The sequence below is a fragment of the Acidihalobacter prosperus genome (genome assembly GCF_000754095.2).
In the GTDB taxonomy this organism is placed as follows: domain Bacteria; phylum Pseudomonadota; class Gammaproteobacteria; order DSM-5130; family Acidihalobacteraceae; genus Acidihalobacter; species Acidihalobacter prosperus.
In genome coordinates, this window is the sequence record NZ_JQSG02000006.1 from 383923 (window position 1) to 397946 (window position 14024).

Genomic DNA, 14024 nt, shown 5'->3' on the forward strand with positions numbered 1-14024 from the left:
CCGCCGTTCAGGCGGCACCGTGAAGATACTTGAGCTTGCGCTGCAGGGTGGAGCGGCTGATCCCGAGCAGCTTCGAGGCCTTGACCTGATTCCCCTGGCACAGGCCCATCACCCGCCGGATGTGCGCCACCTCGATCTCGTGCAGGCTCATCCCGTGCGGCGGCTCGTCGATGCCGTCGTTGGCGGTATTCTGATTGATGATGATGTCTTCGGCGTCGATCACATGGCCGTCCGCCAAAGCGAAGCTGCGCTCCAGAACGCTGGTCAGCTCGCGCACATTGCCGGGCCAGTCATACATGTAAAGCTTGCGTCGGGCGCGCGGGGTTATCTCGAATGACTGCCCCTCCACGTTCTTTTCGTTCTGCCGTGCGAGGAAGAAATCGGTCAGCGCATAGATGTCGTCGCGCCGCTGACGCAACGGCGGAATCTTGATCTCGATGACACCCAGACGAAACAGCAGATCCTTGCGATATTCTCCGGTCTCACTGAGGGTCCACAGATCGCGATTGGTCGCCGCGATCACGCGTACGTCGACCCTGGCGACCTTGGTACTGCCGACCGGTCGGATTTCGCCTTCCTGCAGCACACGCAGCAGCTTGGCCTGCAGGCTTTGCGTGATGTCGCCGATCTCGTCCAAAAACAAGGTACCACGATCGGCTTCCTGAAACAGGCCCGGCTGACTCGTGTTCGCCCCGGTAAAGGCGCCGCGCACATGGCCGAACAGCTCGGAATCGAGCAGATTCTCGGTCAGCGCGCACGAATTGACCGCCACGAAACGCTTGGCGGCGCGGGTGCTCAGACGGTGGATCAGGCGCGCGATCACTTCCTTGCCCGCCCCGGTCTCGCCGGTGATCAACACCGGCATATCCTGCCGCGCGATCCGTTGCACCCGGCGCATGATCTCGCGCATGGCTTCGCTCTGCGAGGCGACATAAGGCTCCTGGCGCCGCGCGGCCTCCTCGCGCAGCTGCATCAGCTCCTGACTCTGCGCGCGCTTTTCGAGAATCTTGCCGACCCGGATCAACAGCTCGTCCGGCGCCAGCGGTTTCACCAGGTAATCGTAGGCGCCGAGCTTCATGGCCCGCACCGCCTCGTCGACCTCGGCGTGCGCGGTCACGATCACGATCTCGGGATGGTCGCCACGCGCACGGATCTTAGACAGGATTTCCAGCCCGTCCTCGGCGCCGAGACGAAGATCGAGCATCACCAGATCAATGTGCTGCTCCGCCACGATCGCCAGCGCCTGCTCTCCGGAGTTGGCATCCGCGACGTTATGCCCCTCCTTTTCGAGCAGCAGGCGGAGGGTACGGCGGATGTTGGGCTCGTCGTCGACGACCAGGATATTAGCCATGCTGCCTCGCCCTGGGCAGGATGAAGGACGCCTGCGTGCCACGCCCTGGCTCGCTGCTCATCACCAGGCGCGTGCCATGCTGCGCCAGGATGTGCTGGGTGATCGCGAGTCCCAGACCGACACCACTCGCGCGGCTGGTGTAGAAGGGCTCCATGATCTGTTCGAGGCGATCGGCGGGAATGCCTTCGCCGCTGTCGACCACGCTCACCGCGACGTGGCGTTCGTCCGGCACGATGCGCACCGTGAGTCGCCCGCCGGCCGGCATGGCCTCGAGTGCGTTGAGCGTCAGGTTCATCAATGCCTGGTGAATCAGGTCGCCATCGCAGAGCGCCATCACCGGCGTCTCCTCGGCCTCCAACGCGAACTCGACGGATTCGGGGTTGTTCGTCCCCAGGAGCGTGAACAGATTGCCCGTCGCCTCGACGAGATCGGTCGGCTCCATGCGCGCGATGGGAAAGCGCGAAAACTGAATGAAATGCCGGAAAATGCGCTGCAGACGCGCGCATTCGTTGGACACGATGCCGGAAAGCTCCTGTTTTTCGCGCGGCGTCAGGTTGTTGCGCACCAGCAGTGCCACCGAATTGACGATGGCCTCCAGCGGGTTGCGGATTTCATGGGCGATACCCGCCGTGAGTTGGCTCATGCATGCAAGCCGGTCACGTTCCGACCAGGTTACCCGCTGGCTGGCGTCATGGCTGACGAAGGCCTCGATCGAATCGGCCATGGTGTTGAAGGCATCCGCCAGCGGCGCCATCGTGGGAAAGTCCGCCGCGTCCAGACGCGTCTGGAAATGGTAGGCACCCAGACGCTGCAACGCCTCCATGAGCCGTTCGTTTTCCGTGCGCGCTGTGTCCATTCAGTGCTGACCCCGGCCGAAAGACAAAATTCCATTATACAGGCATTAACTGAGCCGTTAAGTTCAGTCTCCGAGGTCCGCCGTATCCGCCACATCCGTCAGCGCATCGAGAAAGGTTTGGGTCGCGCGCGAGCGCAAGCGGCCTACCGGCGCCGCGACATAGAGATTCCAGCTGATTCCGCGCACATCCTCGATATGCCGGCACACCAGGTCCGGACCGGCGTGCGCCAAGGCCCGGAACGAGGCGAAACCGATGCCGAGGCCCGCCCGCACCGCCTCCTTGATCGCATCGACGCCGGTCACCACGATCTTCACCGGCAACTGCATCCCGGCCTCGGCCAGTGCGCGCTCGAAGGTCTGGCGCGCACCCGAAGCCGGTTCGCGCCAGATGATCGGATACTCGCCGAGCGCCGCCATCGGCACCACATCTGGATAGCGCTGGGCCAGAGGGTGCCCGGCGCGCAACACCAACACCACCTCGTCCACCACCCAGGGCAGCAACTCGTACTGTCCGGACATCGGTATATCCGGCAGCGGCCCCTCGATCATGCCGATATCGAACTCCTCGAGACGCCGCATCAGCGCCAGCGAGTTGTCCGTGTCGATATATACGGACACGCCTGGGTAAGCCTGCTGGAAACGCACCACATACTCGGGCAGGTAATAGCTGGCTAGCGTACTGGTCGAGCCGATATGGATGCTGCCGGCCTCGACGCCCTGCAACTGGCGGATGTAGTCGTCGGCCTGCGCATGCGCGCGGCGCAGGGTTTCCGCATAGCGCAACAGCCCCTGCCCGGCGGCGGTCAACTCGATACCGTAGCCGCGACGCGCGTACAGGGGTTCGCCAACCAGGTTCTGCAGCTGACGCAACTGCCCGGATACCGCGGGTTGACTCAAATACAACGCGTCGGCGGCGCGGCTGATACTGCGCAACCGCGCGACGACGGTGAAGGTCAGCAGGTGCTGGGGATTGACCATGGCGTGTCCAGTGGCTAAACATCAGAAATACAAATAAAGAAAATAGATAAAAGAAATTTGAGTGATAATATAGGTTGTCATAGTCTGTGCGTCCACACTACCCCAGGAGGTCGGAGCATGGATCAGGGAGCCAAATGCCGGATCACGGTCAACGGCGAGACGCTCATCGGCGAAGCGGACGAACCGCTGATTCCGTTCCTGGCCCACCATGGCATCGACGTACCGCACATCTGCTATCACCCCGCGCTCGGGCCGATCCAGAGCTGCGACACCTGCTGGATCGCCGTCGATGGCAATCCCAGGCGCGCATGCGCCACCACTCTCGCCCAGGATATGAACATCCGCCTCGACAGCCGCGAAGCGATGGAGGCACGCGAGGAAGGCCTCAACCGCGTGCTGAAGAATCACGACCTTTACTGCACGCTGTGCGACAACAACAACGGCACCTGCACCGTGCACAATACGGTCCGCGACATGGGTGTAGAGCATCAGGTGTACCCGTACACGCCGAAGCCCTACGAGGTGGACGCGAGCAATCCCTTCTATCGCTACGACCCCGACCAGTGCATCCTCTGCGGCCGTTGCGTGGAGGCCTGCCAGAACCTGCAGGTCAACGAAACCCTGAGCATCGACTGGAGTCTGGAACGCCCGCGCGTGGTCTGGGACGGCGGCCAGCCGATCAACGAATCGAGTTGCGTTTCCTGCGGCCACTGCGTCACCGTCTGCCCGTGCAACGCGCTGATGGAAAAAAGCATGCTCGGCAAGGCCGGCGTCTTCACCGCCGTCCCCGAGAAGGCCCGCCAGCCGATGATCGACGCCGTCAAGGCGGTCGAACCGGCCACCGGCTTCATCCCCATCATCGCGGTATCCGAGCTTGACGCGGCTATGCGCAAGCAGGACGTGCGCCGCACCAAGACGGTGTGCACCTACTGCGGCGTCGGCTGCAGCTTCGAGATGTGGACGCGCGGCCGCGACATCCTCAAGGTCGAGCCGAGCGAAGGCCCGGCCAACGGCGTGTCCACCTGTGTGAAGGGCAAGTTCGGCTGGGATTTCGTCAATCACGAGGATCGCCTGACCACCCCGCTGATCCGCGAGAACGGCCGTTTCCGCGAAGCGAGCTGGGACGAGGCCCTCGGCCTCGTCGCGCGCCGCTTCGCCGAGATCCGCGACGCCCACGGACCCGACGCCCTGGGCTTCATCGCCTCCTCCAAGTGCACCAACGAGGAGGCCTATCTGATGCAGAAATTCGCACGCGGCGTAATCGGCACCAACAACATCGACAACTGCTCGCGCTACTGCCAGAACCCGGCCACTACGGGCCTGTTCCGCACCGTTTCCTACGGCGGCGACTCGGGCGGCATCGCCTCCATCGAGCAGGCCGACCTCGTGCTCATCGTCGGCTCCAATACCGCCGAGAGCCACCCCGTGCTCGCCACCCGGGTCAAGCGCGCACACAAGCTGCGCGGCCAGCAACTGGTCGTCGCCGACCTGCGCAAGCACGAAATGGCCGAGCGTGCGGACGTATTCATCCGCCCGCGTCCGGGCACCGATCTCGTCTGGCTGTCGGCGCTCATCCGCTACATCCTCGACCAGGGCCTGGAGGACAAGGCCTTCCTCGCCGAGCGCGTGAACGGCCTGGACGAGCTGCGCACCTCGCTCGCACCCTTCACCCTGGAATACGCCGAATCCGTGTCCGGCATCCCGGCAAATACCCTGCGCGATCTCGCCGAGCGCGTGGCAGGCAGCAGCGGCGTGTGCGTGCTGTGGGCAATGGGCGTCACCCAGCACTGCGGCGGCTCCGACACCAGCACCGCGATTTCCAACCTGCTGCTGATCACCGGCAACTACGGCCGCCCCGGCACCGGCGCCTACCCGCTGCGCGGGCACAACAACGTGCAGGGCGCCAGCGACTTCGGCGCGATCACCGCCTTCCTGCCGGGCTACTCGCCGGTCAGCGACGAAACCGCCCGCGCCCGCTTCGGCCAGGGCTGGGGCGTCACGCTGCCGGAGAAGCCCGGGCTCGACAACCACGAGATGGTCGATGCCGTGCATGCCGGCGAACTCAAGTCGATGTACGTGATCGGCGAGGACATGGCGCTGGTCGACTCCAACGCGCTGTATGTGCAGTCGGCGTTCGAGAAGCTCGACTTCTTCGTGGTGCAGGACATCTTCCTCTCGCGCACCGCCCAGTTCGCCGACGTGGTGCTCCCGGCCGCGCCCAGCGTCGAGAAGGAGGGTACCTTCTCCAACACCGAGCGCCGCATCCAACGCCTCTACGAGGTCATGCCGCCGCTCGGCGACTCGCGCCCGGACTGGCGCATCCTCACCGGGCTCGCCGAGCGCCTCGGCCGGCCCTGGGGCTACACCCACCCGAGCGAGATCATGGCCGAGGCGGCCAGCCTCACGCCGCTGTTCGCCGGCGTGGACTACTCACGCCTGGAAGGTTTCGCCTCGCTGCAGTGGCCGGTGACCGCCGACGGCACCGACACCCCGATCCTGTTCACCGAACGCTTCCCGTTCCCGGACGGCCGCGCGCGGCTGCACCCGGTGGAATGGATCGAGCCGGCCGAGCTGCCGGACCTCAGCTACGACCTGCATCTCAACAACGGCCGCCTGCTCGAGCAGTTCCACGAGGGCAACATGACCAACCGCTCCCGCGGCATCCACAGCAAGGTGCCCGACACCTTCGTGGAGCTGTCGCCCGAGCTGGCGCAGCGACGCGGGGTGCGCGACGGCAGCCGCGTACGCCTGACCTCGCGGCGCGGCAGCATCGAGGCGCGGGTGCTGGTCACCGACCGCGTCCAGGGCGACGAGCTGTACATGCCGATGAACTCGGTCGAGGAGCCGATCAACGTGCTCACCGGCAGCCACACCGACCGCGTCACGCACACCCCGGCATACAAGGAGCTGTCCGTGTCGCTGGAGGTGATCGAGGCGGACGGCCCCACCCCGCTGCCGCCGCACAACTCGCGCTACGGCCACCCCACGCCCAAGGATGGCCCCGAGCTGCGCGAGAAGTGGCGTCGCGCGGACTACCAGCGCCCGCCGCACAAACTGCCCGAACACGGAGGACTCTGAGCCATGGCCGCACCGCTTGCCTACACGCCCCCGCCGCGTACGCAACCCGACGACGCCCACGCCGAACTCGAGCGCCTCGTCCAGCTGCTGCACGAGCGCGATGTCCTGCGCCTGGCCAACAACGCCCTCGGTGCGGCGCCGGAGCTGACCACCCTGATCGCCGAACTGCTCGACCGCGATGGCAGCCGGCGGCTGAGCTACAACCTCGCCCGTCTGGTCGCCCTGTTCGGCGAACTCGACATGGCACGCATCGAACGGCTGATCCCCGCCCTCGAAAGCGGACTCGCCGCGCTCGAAGCGACCGCCGCGGACGAAGCCGCACACCCGTCCGGCATCGCCGGCGCGCTGGCGCTGCTGCGCGACCGCGAACTGTGGCAGGCGATCGGCGGCATCGTGGCCTTCCTCAAGGCCTTCAACCGAGGCCTGGGCGAATGAACGCGCCTACCCGCGGCGCCGTCGCCACGCCCTCCCCGGTGGCCGCCATCTGGCGTCACCGCAGCGGCGAGGGGCTGGCATCCGACCTCGACACGCTGGCCGAGGAGTCACCGCTGGAGATCCGCTACGGCGACGCCGAAAGCGAGCGCGTGGTCACCATGCGCACCCCCGGCGCCGATACGCTGCTCGCAGTCGGACTGCTGCTCGACATGGGGCTGCTGGACGGGCCGGACGACCTGCTGGCGGTGCGCCAGGAGGGCGCCAACCGCATCCGCGTGCGTCTGCGCACGCACAGAGCGCCACCGCCCGTGCGCAAGACCGCAGTGACCAGCGCCTGCGGCGTGTGCGGGGATTCGCGGCTCGAACTCGACCGACTGCTCGCCTGCCCGCCGCTCGACGAGGGTCCCGAGGTGCCGGTCGCGCGCATCCTGGAGCTGCCCGAGCGCCTGCGCGCCGCCCAGGCGATGTTCTCGCGCTCGGGCGGGCTGCACGCGGCCGCGCTGTTCACGCTCGACGGTCGGCTGTTACGACTGGAGGAGGATGTCGGCCGGCACAATGCGGTCGACAAGGTGATCGGCTGGGCCTGCCTGGAGCGGCGCCTGCCGCTGCAACGACAGCTGCTGATGGTCAGCGGACGCACCAGCTACGAGATCGTGAAGAAGTGCATCCGCGCGCGCCTGCCCCTGCTCGCCGCCGTTTCGGCGCCGAGCAGCCTCGCGGTGGAACTGGCGGACGCGTCGGGAATGACGCTGATCGGCTTCCTGCGCCCGCCGCGCTTCAACGTCTACGCGGGCGAGGCGCGCCTGCGCGGCTAGGCCGAGGCCGCGCCGCCCTCGAGCAGCAGGCTGTGGCCGGTCATCTCGGCCGGCTGGTCGAGGCCCATCAGCTGCAGCAGGGTCGGCGCAATGCCGCTCAGGCCGCCGCCGGTGGCGAGACGCCAGGCGCCTTCGTCGATCAGCAGCAGCGGCACCGGATAGGTGGTGTGCTGCGTGTGCGGCTCGCCGGTGACCGGATCGACCATCTCGTCGCAGTTGCCGTGATCGGCGGTCAGCAGCACCGAATAGCCCTGCTCGACCGCCGCGTCGAGCACCCGACCGACCTCGCGGTCCAGCGTTTCCACCGCGCGGATCACCGCCTCGCGCACGGCGGTATGCCCCACCATGTCGCCGTTGGCGAAATTCACCACGATGAAGTCGTACTGGCTGCTCTCCAGCGCCTTGACCACCTCGTCGGCGACCGCCGCTGCGCTCATTTCCGGCTGCAGGTCGTAGGTCGCCACCTTCGGCGAAGGCACCACCACGCGATCCTCGCCCGGGAAGGGCGTCTCGCCGCCGCCGTTGAAGAAGAAGGTCACGTGCGCGTACTTTTCGGTCTCGGCGCAATGGAACTGGCGGTAACCGCCCTCGCTCAGCACCTTGGCGAGGCAGGTGGTGGGACGTTCAGGGGCAAAGGCCACCGGAAAACCGTAACGCGGGTCGTATTCGGTCAACGTGGTTACCGTCACCGGGCTGAAGTCGCCGCGTGCGAAACCATCGAAATCGTCCAGCGCGAGGGCGGCTGCAAGTTGGCGTGGACGGTCGTTGCGGAAGTTGAAGAACACCACCTGATCGCCGCCGCGGATGGGTTCGCCGCCGGCGACGATGCGAGGCTTGATGAATTCGTCGGTCTGGCCGTCCGCGTGGGCCGCCGCGATACCGCTCCCGGCATCCTCGCAGGCCACGCCTTCCGCGTGCACCAGCGCGCGCCAGGCGAGTTCCGTGCGGTCCCAGCGATGGTCGCGGTCCATGGCGAAATAGCGGCCGATGACCGTGGCGATGCGGCCGTTAGCCGTCGCGAGCTTTTGCTCCAGCGCGGGCAGGAAGCCAAGCGAGGATTTGGGCGGCGTGTCGCGGCCGTCGGTGACCATATGCACCACCGGCACAACGCCGGCTTCACCGCACAGGCCGATCAGCGCTTCCAGATGCCTGACATGGCTATGCACGCCGCCATCGGATACCAGGCCCAGCAGGTGTAGCGGCCGATCGGCCTTGCGCGCAGCCTCCACGGCCTGTCTCAGGGCCGGGTTGGCCTGGAACTGGCCGTCGGCGATGGCGTCGTCGATGCGCACGAGATCCTGGCGCACGATCATGCCCGAGCCCAGCGCCAGATGGCCCACCTCGGAATTGCCCATCTGTCCGTCCGGCAAGCCCACCGCTCGCCCGGAGGCCTCCAATGCCGTGTGCGGGTAATGCGAGAAATAGGCATCGAGGCGCGGCGTATGCGCCTCGCAGACGGCGTTGTTTTCCTTGGAAGGATTGAGGCCGAAACCGTCGAGAATCACCAGGAGCGCCCGTCGGCGCGGCACTGTGCGCGTTTGCGTCATGATCGTCTCTGGACTATGGCGGTAGGGCCGGCGATTTTATCAGGATCGGCCGAGCGCGTCCCCGCGGGAGCGGGGCGACTCAGGGCCGGCGCTCATCGTCAGGCGCACCGGATGCATCCTTAGACTCGTCGCCGGCATGGTCTTTTCCGGCCTGCTGATGGGTGCGTTCGTCCGCTTCCGCCTCGTCCAGCGCGCGATCCATGGCCTCGGCATCCATGGGTGCCGGATAGGCGGTGGTCTCGTCCTCGTCTGCCTCGTATTCATCGGCCCCGGCGGCTTCGCGCGCCGCCTTGCGCCGCACCACCAGACGCGAAACCAACAGCCCGACCTCGAACAGCAGCAGCAGCGGAATGGCCAGCGACACCTGCGACATCACATCCGGCGGGGTCAACAGCATGCCGATGACGAAGGCCGCGACGATGATGTAGGGACGCGCGCCGGCCAGCTTTTCCGGCGTGACCACGCCCATCGCGGTCAGCAATACAATGGCGACGGGCACCTCGAAGGCAGCGCCGAACGCGAGGAACATGTTGGACACGAAGCCCAGATACGCACCGATGTCGGTCATCATCTTCACGTCGGCCGGCGTGGTCTTGGCGAAGAAATGGAACATCATCGGAAACACGATGAAATATGCGAAAGCCATTCCCGTATAGAACAGCAGCGTGCTCGACACGAGCAGCGGTACCGCCATGCGTTTTTCGTGGCGGTACAGCCCGGGCGCCACGAAGGCCCAGATCTGGTACAACAGGAAAGGAATGGCGATCACCACCGCCACCAGCAGGGTCAGCTTGAAAGGCACGATGAAGGGCGCGGCCACGTCGATCGCGATCATGCTGCTGCCCTTGGGCAGCTGAGCCACCAGCGGCACCGCCAGCCAGCTGTAGATCTGGTCTGAAAAGGGACTCAGCCCGATGAACAGGGCGAGGACGGCGATGATCGAGCGCAGCAGCCGCGTGCGCAGCTCGATCAGATGCGACATCAGGCTGCTCAGCCCGCTGGCCTCCGCGCCCTCCTGGGCTGCGCCGTCGATGGGGGGCTCTTCCGGGGACTCCGGCGCTTCCTTATTCCGATTTTCTGCCATGCGTCGTCTTGTCCGCGGGCGCGGGTTCGGGGTGGGCCGCCGGGTTCGGTTGCGTACCCGGTTCCACGGGCGCTGAGGCGACGGGCTCGGGCCGCGATGCGCCATGCGGGTGATCGTCCGGCGTCTTCGCGGGGGCGCCCTCGCCGTCCGCACGCGTCGGTTCCGCTGGCAAAGCGCCGGCCTGACGCACGTTCTCGGCGATATCGTCCACTTCGCCGCGCATCTGCTCGCGGGTGTCCTGCAGCATGTCGCGCAGTTCGCGGATCTCGTCTTCCTGGCGGCTCAGCATGCTGCGCAGCTCGTCGGCATTGAGCTCTCGCTCGATCTCGGCACGCACGGTGGTCGCATAGCGTCGAAAACGTCCGACCCAGTAGCCGATCTTGCGCACCAGCCCGGGCAGACGCTCGGGCCCCACCACAACGAGGGCCACGATCATGATGAGCATCAGCTCGGAGAATCCCGAGTCGAACATCAAGCCTCCGTGGGTCTCAGGCCGGCGATCGCGGCGCGACCGGGATCAGACCTTGTCCTTGTCCTTCTCGGCATGCTGCTCGCTCTTGGCGTCGAACACGCGGCCGGACTCTTCGTCCTGCTTGATGCGCGCGGCGGGTTCGGCCGGCTTGTCGCCCTCGGCCTCGCCTTCCTGCATGGATTTCTTGAAGTTCTTCACCGCGGAACCCAGATCGCCGCCGACATTGCGCAGCTTCTTGGTCCCGAACACCAGCACCACCACCAGCAGCAGCACCAGCCACTCATAACCACCCGGAATCAACATATCGGTTCTCCCGCTCATTGGACCCGCGTTGCGTTCGCGGTGTCCTTGTCCGTTCCCGGCCGGATCGCCCGCAGGCCGGTCCGGCAGACTAACACGAAGCGCGGCGTGGGCGTTCAGGCCCCGCGCCGCGCCTTTTCAACCAGGCCGGAGGTTCCCATCCGGCGCGCCAGTTCGCGCAGCACGTCGTCGGGCCCGAGCCCCTGATGCGCCAGCAGCACCAACGTGTGAAACCACAGGTCGGCCACCTCGTAAACCAGCTTGTCCGCCTCGCCGTCCTTGGCCGCCATGACGGTTTCGGTGGCCTCTTCGCCCACCTTCTTGAGAATGGCGTCCAGCCCCTTGGCATACAAGCCCGCCACGTAGGAGCTGTCCGGCTCGGCCTGCTTGCGCGCCTCCAGCATCCGCGCCAGCGCGCCCAGTATCTCCTCGCTCATCCGTAGATATCCTCCGGCGACTTGAGCACCGGGTCCGCCGGCTCCCAGCGGCCGTCTCGCAGCACGCTGTAGAAGCAGCTCTGGCGACCGGTATGGCAGGCGATGCCGCCCAGTTGCTCGACCTGCAGCAGGATCACGTCGCCGTCGCAGTCCAGACGCAGCTCGCGCACACGCTGCACATGCCCCGAGGACTCGCCCTTGCGCCACAGCCGGCCGCGCGAACGCGACCAGTAAACCGCCTCGCCGGTTGCCGCCGTTAGCGCCAGCGATTCGCGATTCATCCACGCGAACATGAGCACCCGACCGCTTCCCGCATCCTGGGCAATGACGGGCACCAGGCCTTCGCTATTCCACCGTATGTCGTCCAGCCACTGAGGTGACGGCGCCTGCGTCGTATTCATGGCCGGAATTGTACCCGCTTAAGCGCCCCGAGCGCGCAGGAAAGTATTCACCAGCGGACCTCGATGCCTTCGGCGGCCAGCCGCTCCTTGGCCTCGCCGACCGTATGTTCGCCGAAGTGGAAGATACTCGCCGCGAGCACCGCATCCGCGCGGCCCCGGGTGATGCCCTCGGCCAGATGATCGAGGTTGCCCACGCCGCCGGAGGCGATCAGCGGCACCGGCACGGCCTCGCTGACCGTGCGCATCAGTTCGAGGTCGAAACCCTCGCGGGTGCCGTCGCGATCCATGCTGGTCACCAGCAGTTCGCCGGCCCCGTACTCGGCCATGCGCACCGCCCATTCGATGGCGTCGATGCCGGTCGGCCGCCGCCCGCCGTGGGTGAAGATTTCCCAGCGCAGCGGTTCGCCGGGCGCGCTGACACGCTTGGCATCGATGGCCACCACGATGCACTGGTTGCCGAAGCGCTCGGCGGCCTCGCGCACGAATTCGGGCCGCGCCACCGCGGCCGAGTTGATCGCCACCTTGTCGGCCCCGGCATTGAGGATGCGACGGATGTCCTCCAGGGTGCGGATACCGCCGCCGACGGTCAGGGGAATAAAGACCTGCGCGGCCACGGCCTCGACCACGTGGGCCATGGTCTCGCGCTCGTCGCTGCTGGCGGTGATGTCGAGGAAGGTGATCTCGTCGGCGCCCTGCTCGCCGTAGCGGCGCGCAACCTCCACCGGGTCGCCGGCGTCGCGGATGTCGACGAAGCGCACGCCCTTGACCACGCGGCCGTTGTCGACGTCGAGGCAGGGAATGATGCGCTTGGCGAGCGGCATGGCTTCAGTCCGCGGACGCGAGTTCGTCGGCGCGCTTCTGCGCCGCGGCGAAGTCCAGCGTGCCCTCGTACAGCGCACGGCCGATGATCACGCCGCTGACGCCCTCGTCCTCCACCGCGCACAGGGCCTCGATGTCGTCCATGTTGTTGACGCCGCCGGAGGCGATCACCGGGATGTGCACCGACTGCGCCAGCCGCGTGGTCGCCTCGACGTTGACACCGCTGAGCATGCCGTCGCGATTGATGTCGGTGTACACGATGGCGGCCACGCCGTCCTGCTCGAAATGCTGGGCCAGGTCGATGACGTCGTGGTTGGACAGCTTCGACCAGCCGTCGACCGCGACGCGCCCATCCTTGGCGTCCAGCCCGACGATGATGTGCTGCGGAAACTCCAGGCAGAGGTCGTTGACGAAATGCGGCGCGCTCACCGCCTTGGTACCGATGATGACGTAGCTGACGCCGGCATCGAGATAGGCCTGCACCGTGTCCGCGTCTCGAACCCCGCCGCCGACCTGTACCGGCACGTCTGGAAAGGTACGCGCGATCTGCTCGACGATCGCCGCATTGCGCCGGCCGCCGGCAAAGGCGCCGTCCAGGTCGACCAGATGCAGACGTCGCGCGCCGGCGGCCACCCAACGCTCGGCCACCGCCAGGGGGTCCTCCGAGAAGACGGTCGCATCGTCCATGCGTCCCTGACGCAGGCGCACGCACTGGCCGTCCTTGAGATCGATCGCCGGTATCAACAGCATGAACCCCTACCTCCCGTCATCGTTGCAATATGCCGGCCGGCACCGCCTAGGCGGGCTCGCCGTCCCAGCGCGCGAAATTGTGCAGCAGTTGCAGCCCCGCCCGGTCGCTCTTCTCCGGGTGGCACTGGATGGCGAAGACGTTGTCACGGCCCAGCGCGGCACAGAAATCGATGCCGTAGCCGGCCGTGCCCGTTACCAGGCGCGCATCCGCCGGCGCGGCATAATAGCTATGCACGAAGTAAAAGCGCGCGCGATCTGGAATGCCCTGCCACAGCGGATGAGGACGCGACTGTTGCAGCTCGTTCCAGCCCATGTGCGGAATCTTCAGGCGCTCGCCGCCGTGGGGGTCGCGCGGCGAGACGCCGAAATAGCGCACCGTGCCGGGATACAGCCCGAGCAGCGGTATACCGCCGTTTTCCTCGCTGTTTTCGAGCAGCACCTGCATGCCCATGCAGATACCGATGAACGGACGATTGGCGGCCGCCTCGAGCACCGCGTCGACGAGACCATGACCGACGATCTCGCGCATGCAGTCCCGCGCTGCCCCCTGACCGGGAAACACCACGCGGTCCGCTGCTCGCACGGCCTCCGGCGAGGAGGTGACGACCACGCGGTCGCCTGCCGGCACCACGCGCAGCAGCGCATTGGCAACCGAGCGCAGGTTACCCATGCCGTAATCGATCACTGCCAGGACGGCCATA

General features: G+C 66.5%; 15 protein-coding genes. 3 read left to right on the forward strand and 12 right to left on the reverse strand.

The window, feature by feature from the left end:
* Positions 1 to 7: 7 nt before the first annotated feature.
* The 3 genes from THPRO_RS12500 to THPRO_RS12510 form a co-directional block, all read right to left on the reverse strand.
* Positions 8 to 1351 (reverse strand): sigma-54-dependent transcriptional regulator, encoded by a 1344-nt coding sequence (locus THPRO_RS12500; RefSeq protein WP_038090126.1) that lies wholly within the window; start codon positions 1349 to 1351, stop codon positions 8 to 10.
* On the reverse strand, positions 1344 to 2207 hold the full coding sequence (locus THPRO_RS12505; RefSeq protein ID WP_038090129.1) for a sensor histidine kinase: 864 nt from the start codon (positions 2205 to 2207) through the stop codon (positions 1344 to 1346). Before THPRO_RS12505 ends, THPRO_RS12500 begins: the two co-directional genes overlap by 8 nt.
* Before the next feature lie 63 nt (positions 2208 to 2270).
* Positions 2271 to 3185, reverse strand: coding sequence for a LysR family transcriptional regulator (locus THPRO_RS12510; protein ID WP_052064347.1), 915 nt, complete (start codon positions 3183 to 3185; stop codon positions 2271 to 2273).
* 117 nt (positions 3186 to 3302) lie between these two features.
* Here THPRO_RS12510 and fdhF point away from each other — a divergent pair, with 117 nt between their 5' ends.
* Genes fdhF through fdhD form a run of 3 tightly spaced genes read left to right on the forward strand, consistent with a single transcriptional unit; the run spans position 3303 to position 7513 of the window.
* The gene (gene fdhF, locus THPRO_RS12515; RefSeq protein WP_038090133.1) at positions 3303 to 6263 is read left to right on the forward strand and encodes a formate dehydrogenase subunit alpha; all 2961 of its coding nucleotides are present in this window, start codon (positions 3303 to 3305) and stop codon (positions 6261 to 6263) included.
* A gap of 3 nt (positions 6264 to 6266) precedes the next feature.
* Positions 6267 to 6698 carry a DUF1641 domain-containing protein gene (locus THPRO_RS12520; RefSeq protein WP_038090135.1) on the forward strand — a complete coding sequence of 144 codons (432 nt, stop codon included), beginning with the start codon at positions 6267 to 6269 and terminating at the stop codon, positions 6696 to 6698.
* Positions 6695 to 7513: a formate dehydrogenase accessory sulfurtransferase FdhD gene (gene fdhD, locus THPRO_RS12525; RefSeq protein WP_082954641.1), complete on the forward strand. Its 819-nt coding sequence runs from the start codon at positions 6695 to 6697 to the stop codon at positions 7511 to 7513. Before THPRO_RS12520 ends, fdhD begins: the two co-directional genes overlap by 4 nt.
* Here fdhD and gpmI read toward each other — a convergent pair.
* The 9 genes from gpmI to hisH form a co-directional block, all read right to left on the reverse strand.
* Positions 7510 to 9060 (reverse strand): 2,3-bisphosphoglycerate-independent phosphoglycerate mutase, encoded by a 1551-nt coding sequence (gene gpmI / locus THPRO_RS12530; RefSeq protein ID WP_038090140.1) that lies wholly within the window; start codon positions 9058 to 9060, stop codon positions 7510 to 7512. The genes fdhD and gpmI overlap by 4 nt on opposite strands.
* 79 nt (positions 9061 to 9139) lie before the next feature.
* The gene (gene tatC / locus THPRO_RS12535) at positions 9140 to 10042 is read right to left on the reverse strand and encodes a twin-arginine translocase subunit TatC (protein WP_052064359.1); all 903 of its coding nucleotides are present in this window, start codon (positions 10040 to 10042) and stop codon (positions 9140 to 9142) included.
* 82 nt (positions 10043 to 10124) lie between these two features.
* Entirely contained in the window at positions 10125 to 10616 is a 492-nt protein-coding gene (gene tatB / locus THPRO_RS12540; protein WP_052064348.1) for a Sec-independent protein translocase protein TatB, read from the reverse strand.
* 45 nt (positions 10617 to 10661) lie between these two features.
* Positions 10662 to 10919 (reverse strand): twin-arginine translocase TatA/TatE family subunit, encoded by a 258-nt coding sequence (gene tatA, locus THPRO_RS12545; RefSeq protein ID WP_038090143.1) that lies wholly within the window; start codon positions 10917 to 10919, stop codon positions 10662 to 10664.
* A gap of 113 nt (positions 10920 to 11032) precedes the next feature.
* Positions 11033 to 11353 carry a phosphoribosyl-ATP diphosphatase gene (locus THPRO_RS12550; protein WP_038090147.1) on the reverse strand — a complete coding sequence of 107 codons (321 nt, stop codon included), beginning with the start codon at positions 11351 to 11353 and terminating at the stop codon, positions 11033 to 11035.
* A complete protein-coding gene (gene hisI, locus THPRO_RS12555) occupies positions 11350 to 11754 on the reverse strand; it encodes a phosphoribosyl-AMP cyclohydrolase (RefSeq protein WP_038090150.1) in 405 nt (134 codons plus the stop codon). Before hisI ends, THPRO_RS12550 begins: the two co-directional genes overlap by 4 nt.
* 47 nt (positions 11755 to 11801) lie before the next feature.
* Positions 11802 to 12575: an imidazole glycerol phosphate synthase subunit HisF gene (gene hisF, locus THPRO_RS12560; protein ID WP_065089708.1), complete on the reverse strand. Its 774-nt coding sequence runs from the start codon at positions 12573 to 12575 to the stop codon at positions 11802 to 11804.
* 4 nt (positions 12576 to 12579) lie between these two features.
* Entirely contained in the window at positions 12580 to 13323 is a 744-nt protein-coding gene (gene hisA, locus THPRO_RS12565; protein WP_038090153.1) for a 1-(5-phosphoribosyl)-5-[(5-phosphoribosylamino)methylideneamino]imidazole-4-carboxamide isomerase, read from the reverse strand.
* A gap of 46 nt (positions 13324 to 13369) precedes the next feature.
* Positions 13370 to 14023 (reverse strand): imidazole glycerol phosphate synthase subunit HisH, encoded by a 654-nt coding sequence (gene hisH, locus THPRO_RS12570; RefSeq protein WP_038090155.1) that lies wholly within the window; start codon positions 14021 to 14023, stop codon positions 13370 to 13372.
* Position 14024: the final 1 nt, after the last annotated feature.

Bases quoted from the DNA above. Each gene is read 5' to 3' on its own strand.
- THPRO_RS12520 (WP_038090135.1), top strand. From the start codon at position 6,267: ATGGCCGCACCGCTTGCCTACACGCCCCCGCCGCGTACGCAACCCGAC.
- fdhF (WP_038090133.1), top strand. From the start codon at position 3,303: ATGGATCAGGGAGCCAAATGCCGGATCACGGTCAACGGCGAGACGCTC.
- hisA (WP_038090153.1), bottom strand. From the start codon at position 13,323: ATGCTGTTGATACCGGCGATCGATCTCAAGGACGGCCAGTGCGTGCGC.
- THPRO_RS12500 (WP_038090126.1), bottom strand. From the start codon at position 1,351: ATGGCTAATATCCTGGTCGTCGACGACGAGCCCAACATCCGCCGTACC.
- hisH (WP_038090155.1), bottom strand. From the start codon at position 14,023: ATGGCCGTCCTGGCAGTGATCGATTACGGCATGGGTAACCTGCGCTCG.
- THPRO_RS12505 (WP_038090129.1), bottom strand. From the start codon at position 2,207: ATGGACACAGCGCGCACGGAAAACGAACGGCTCATGGAGGCGTTGCAG.
- THPRO_RS12510 (WP_052064347.1), bottom strand. From the start codon at position 3,185: ATGGTCAATCCCCAGCACCTGCTGACCTTCACCGTCGTCGCGCGGTTG.
- gpmI (WP_038090140.1), bottom strand. From the start codon at position 9,060: ATGACGCAAACGCGCACAGTGCCGCGCCGACGGGCGCTCCTGGTGATT.
- hisI (WP_038090150.1), bottom strand. From the start codon at position 11,754: ATGAATACGACGCAGGCGCCGTCACCTCAGTGGCTGGACGACATACGG.
- tatA (WP_038090143.1), bottom strand. From the start codon at position 10,919: ATGTTGATTCCGGGTGGTTATGAGTGGCTGGTGCTGCTGCTGGTGGTG.
- tatC (WP_052064359.1), bottom strand. From the start codon at position 10,042: ATGTCGCATCTGATCGAGCTGCGCACGCGGCTGCTGCGCTCGATCATC.
- hisF (WP_065089708.1), bottom strand. From the start codon at position 12,575: ATGCCGCTCGCCAAGCGCATCATTCCCTGCCTCGACGTCGACAACGGC.
- fdhD (WP_082954641.1), top strand. From the start codon at position 6,695: ATGAACGCGCCTACCCGCGGCGCCGTCGCCACGCCCTCCCCGGTGGCC.
- tatB (WP_052064348.1), bottom strand. From the start codon at position 10,616: ATGTTCGACTCGGGATTCTCCGAGCTGATGCTCATCATGATCGTGGCC.
- THPRO_RS12550 (WP_038090147.1), bottom strand. From the start codon at position 11,353: ATGAGCGAGGAGATACTGGGCGCGCTGGCGCGGATGCTGGAGGCGCGC.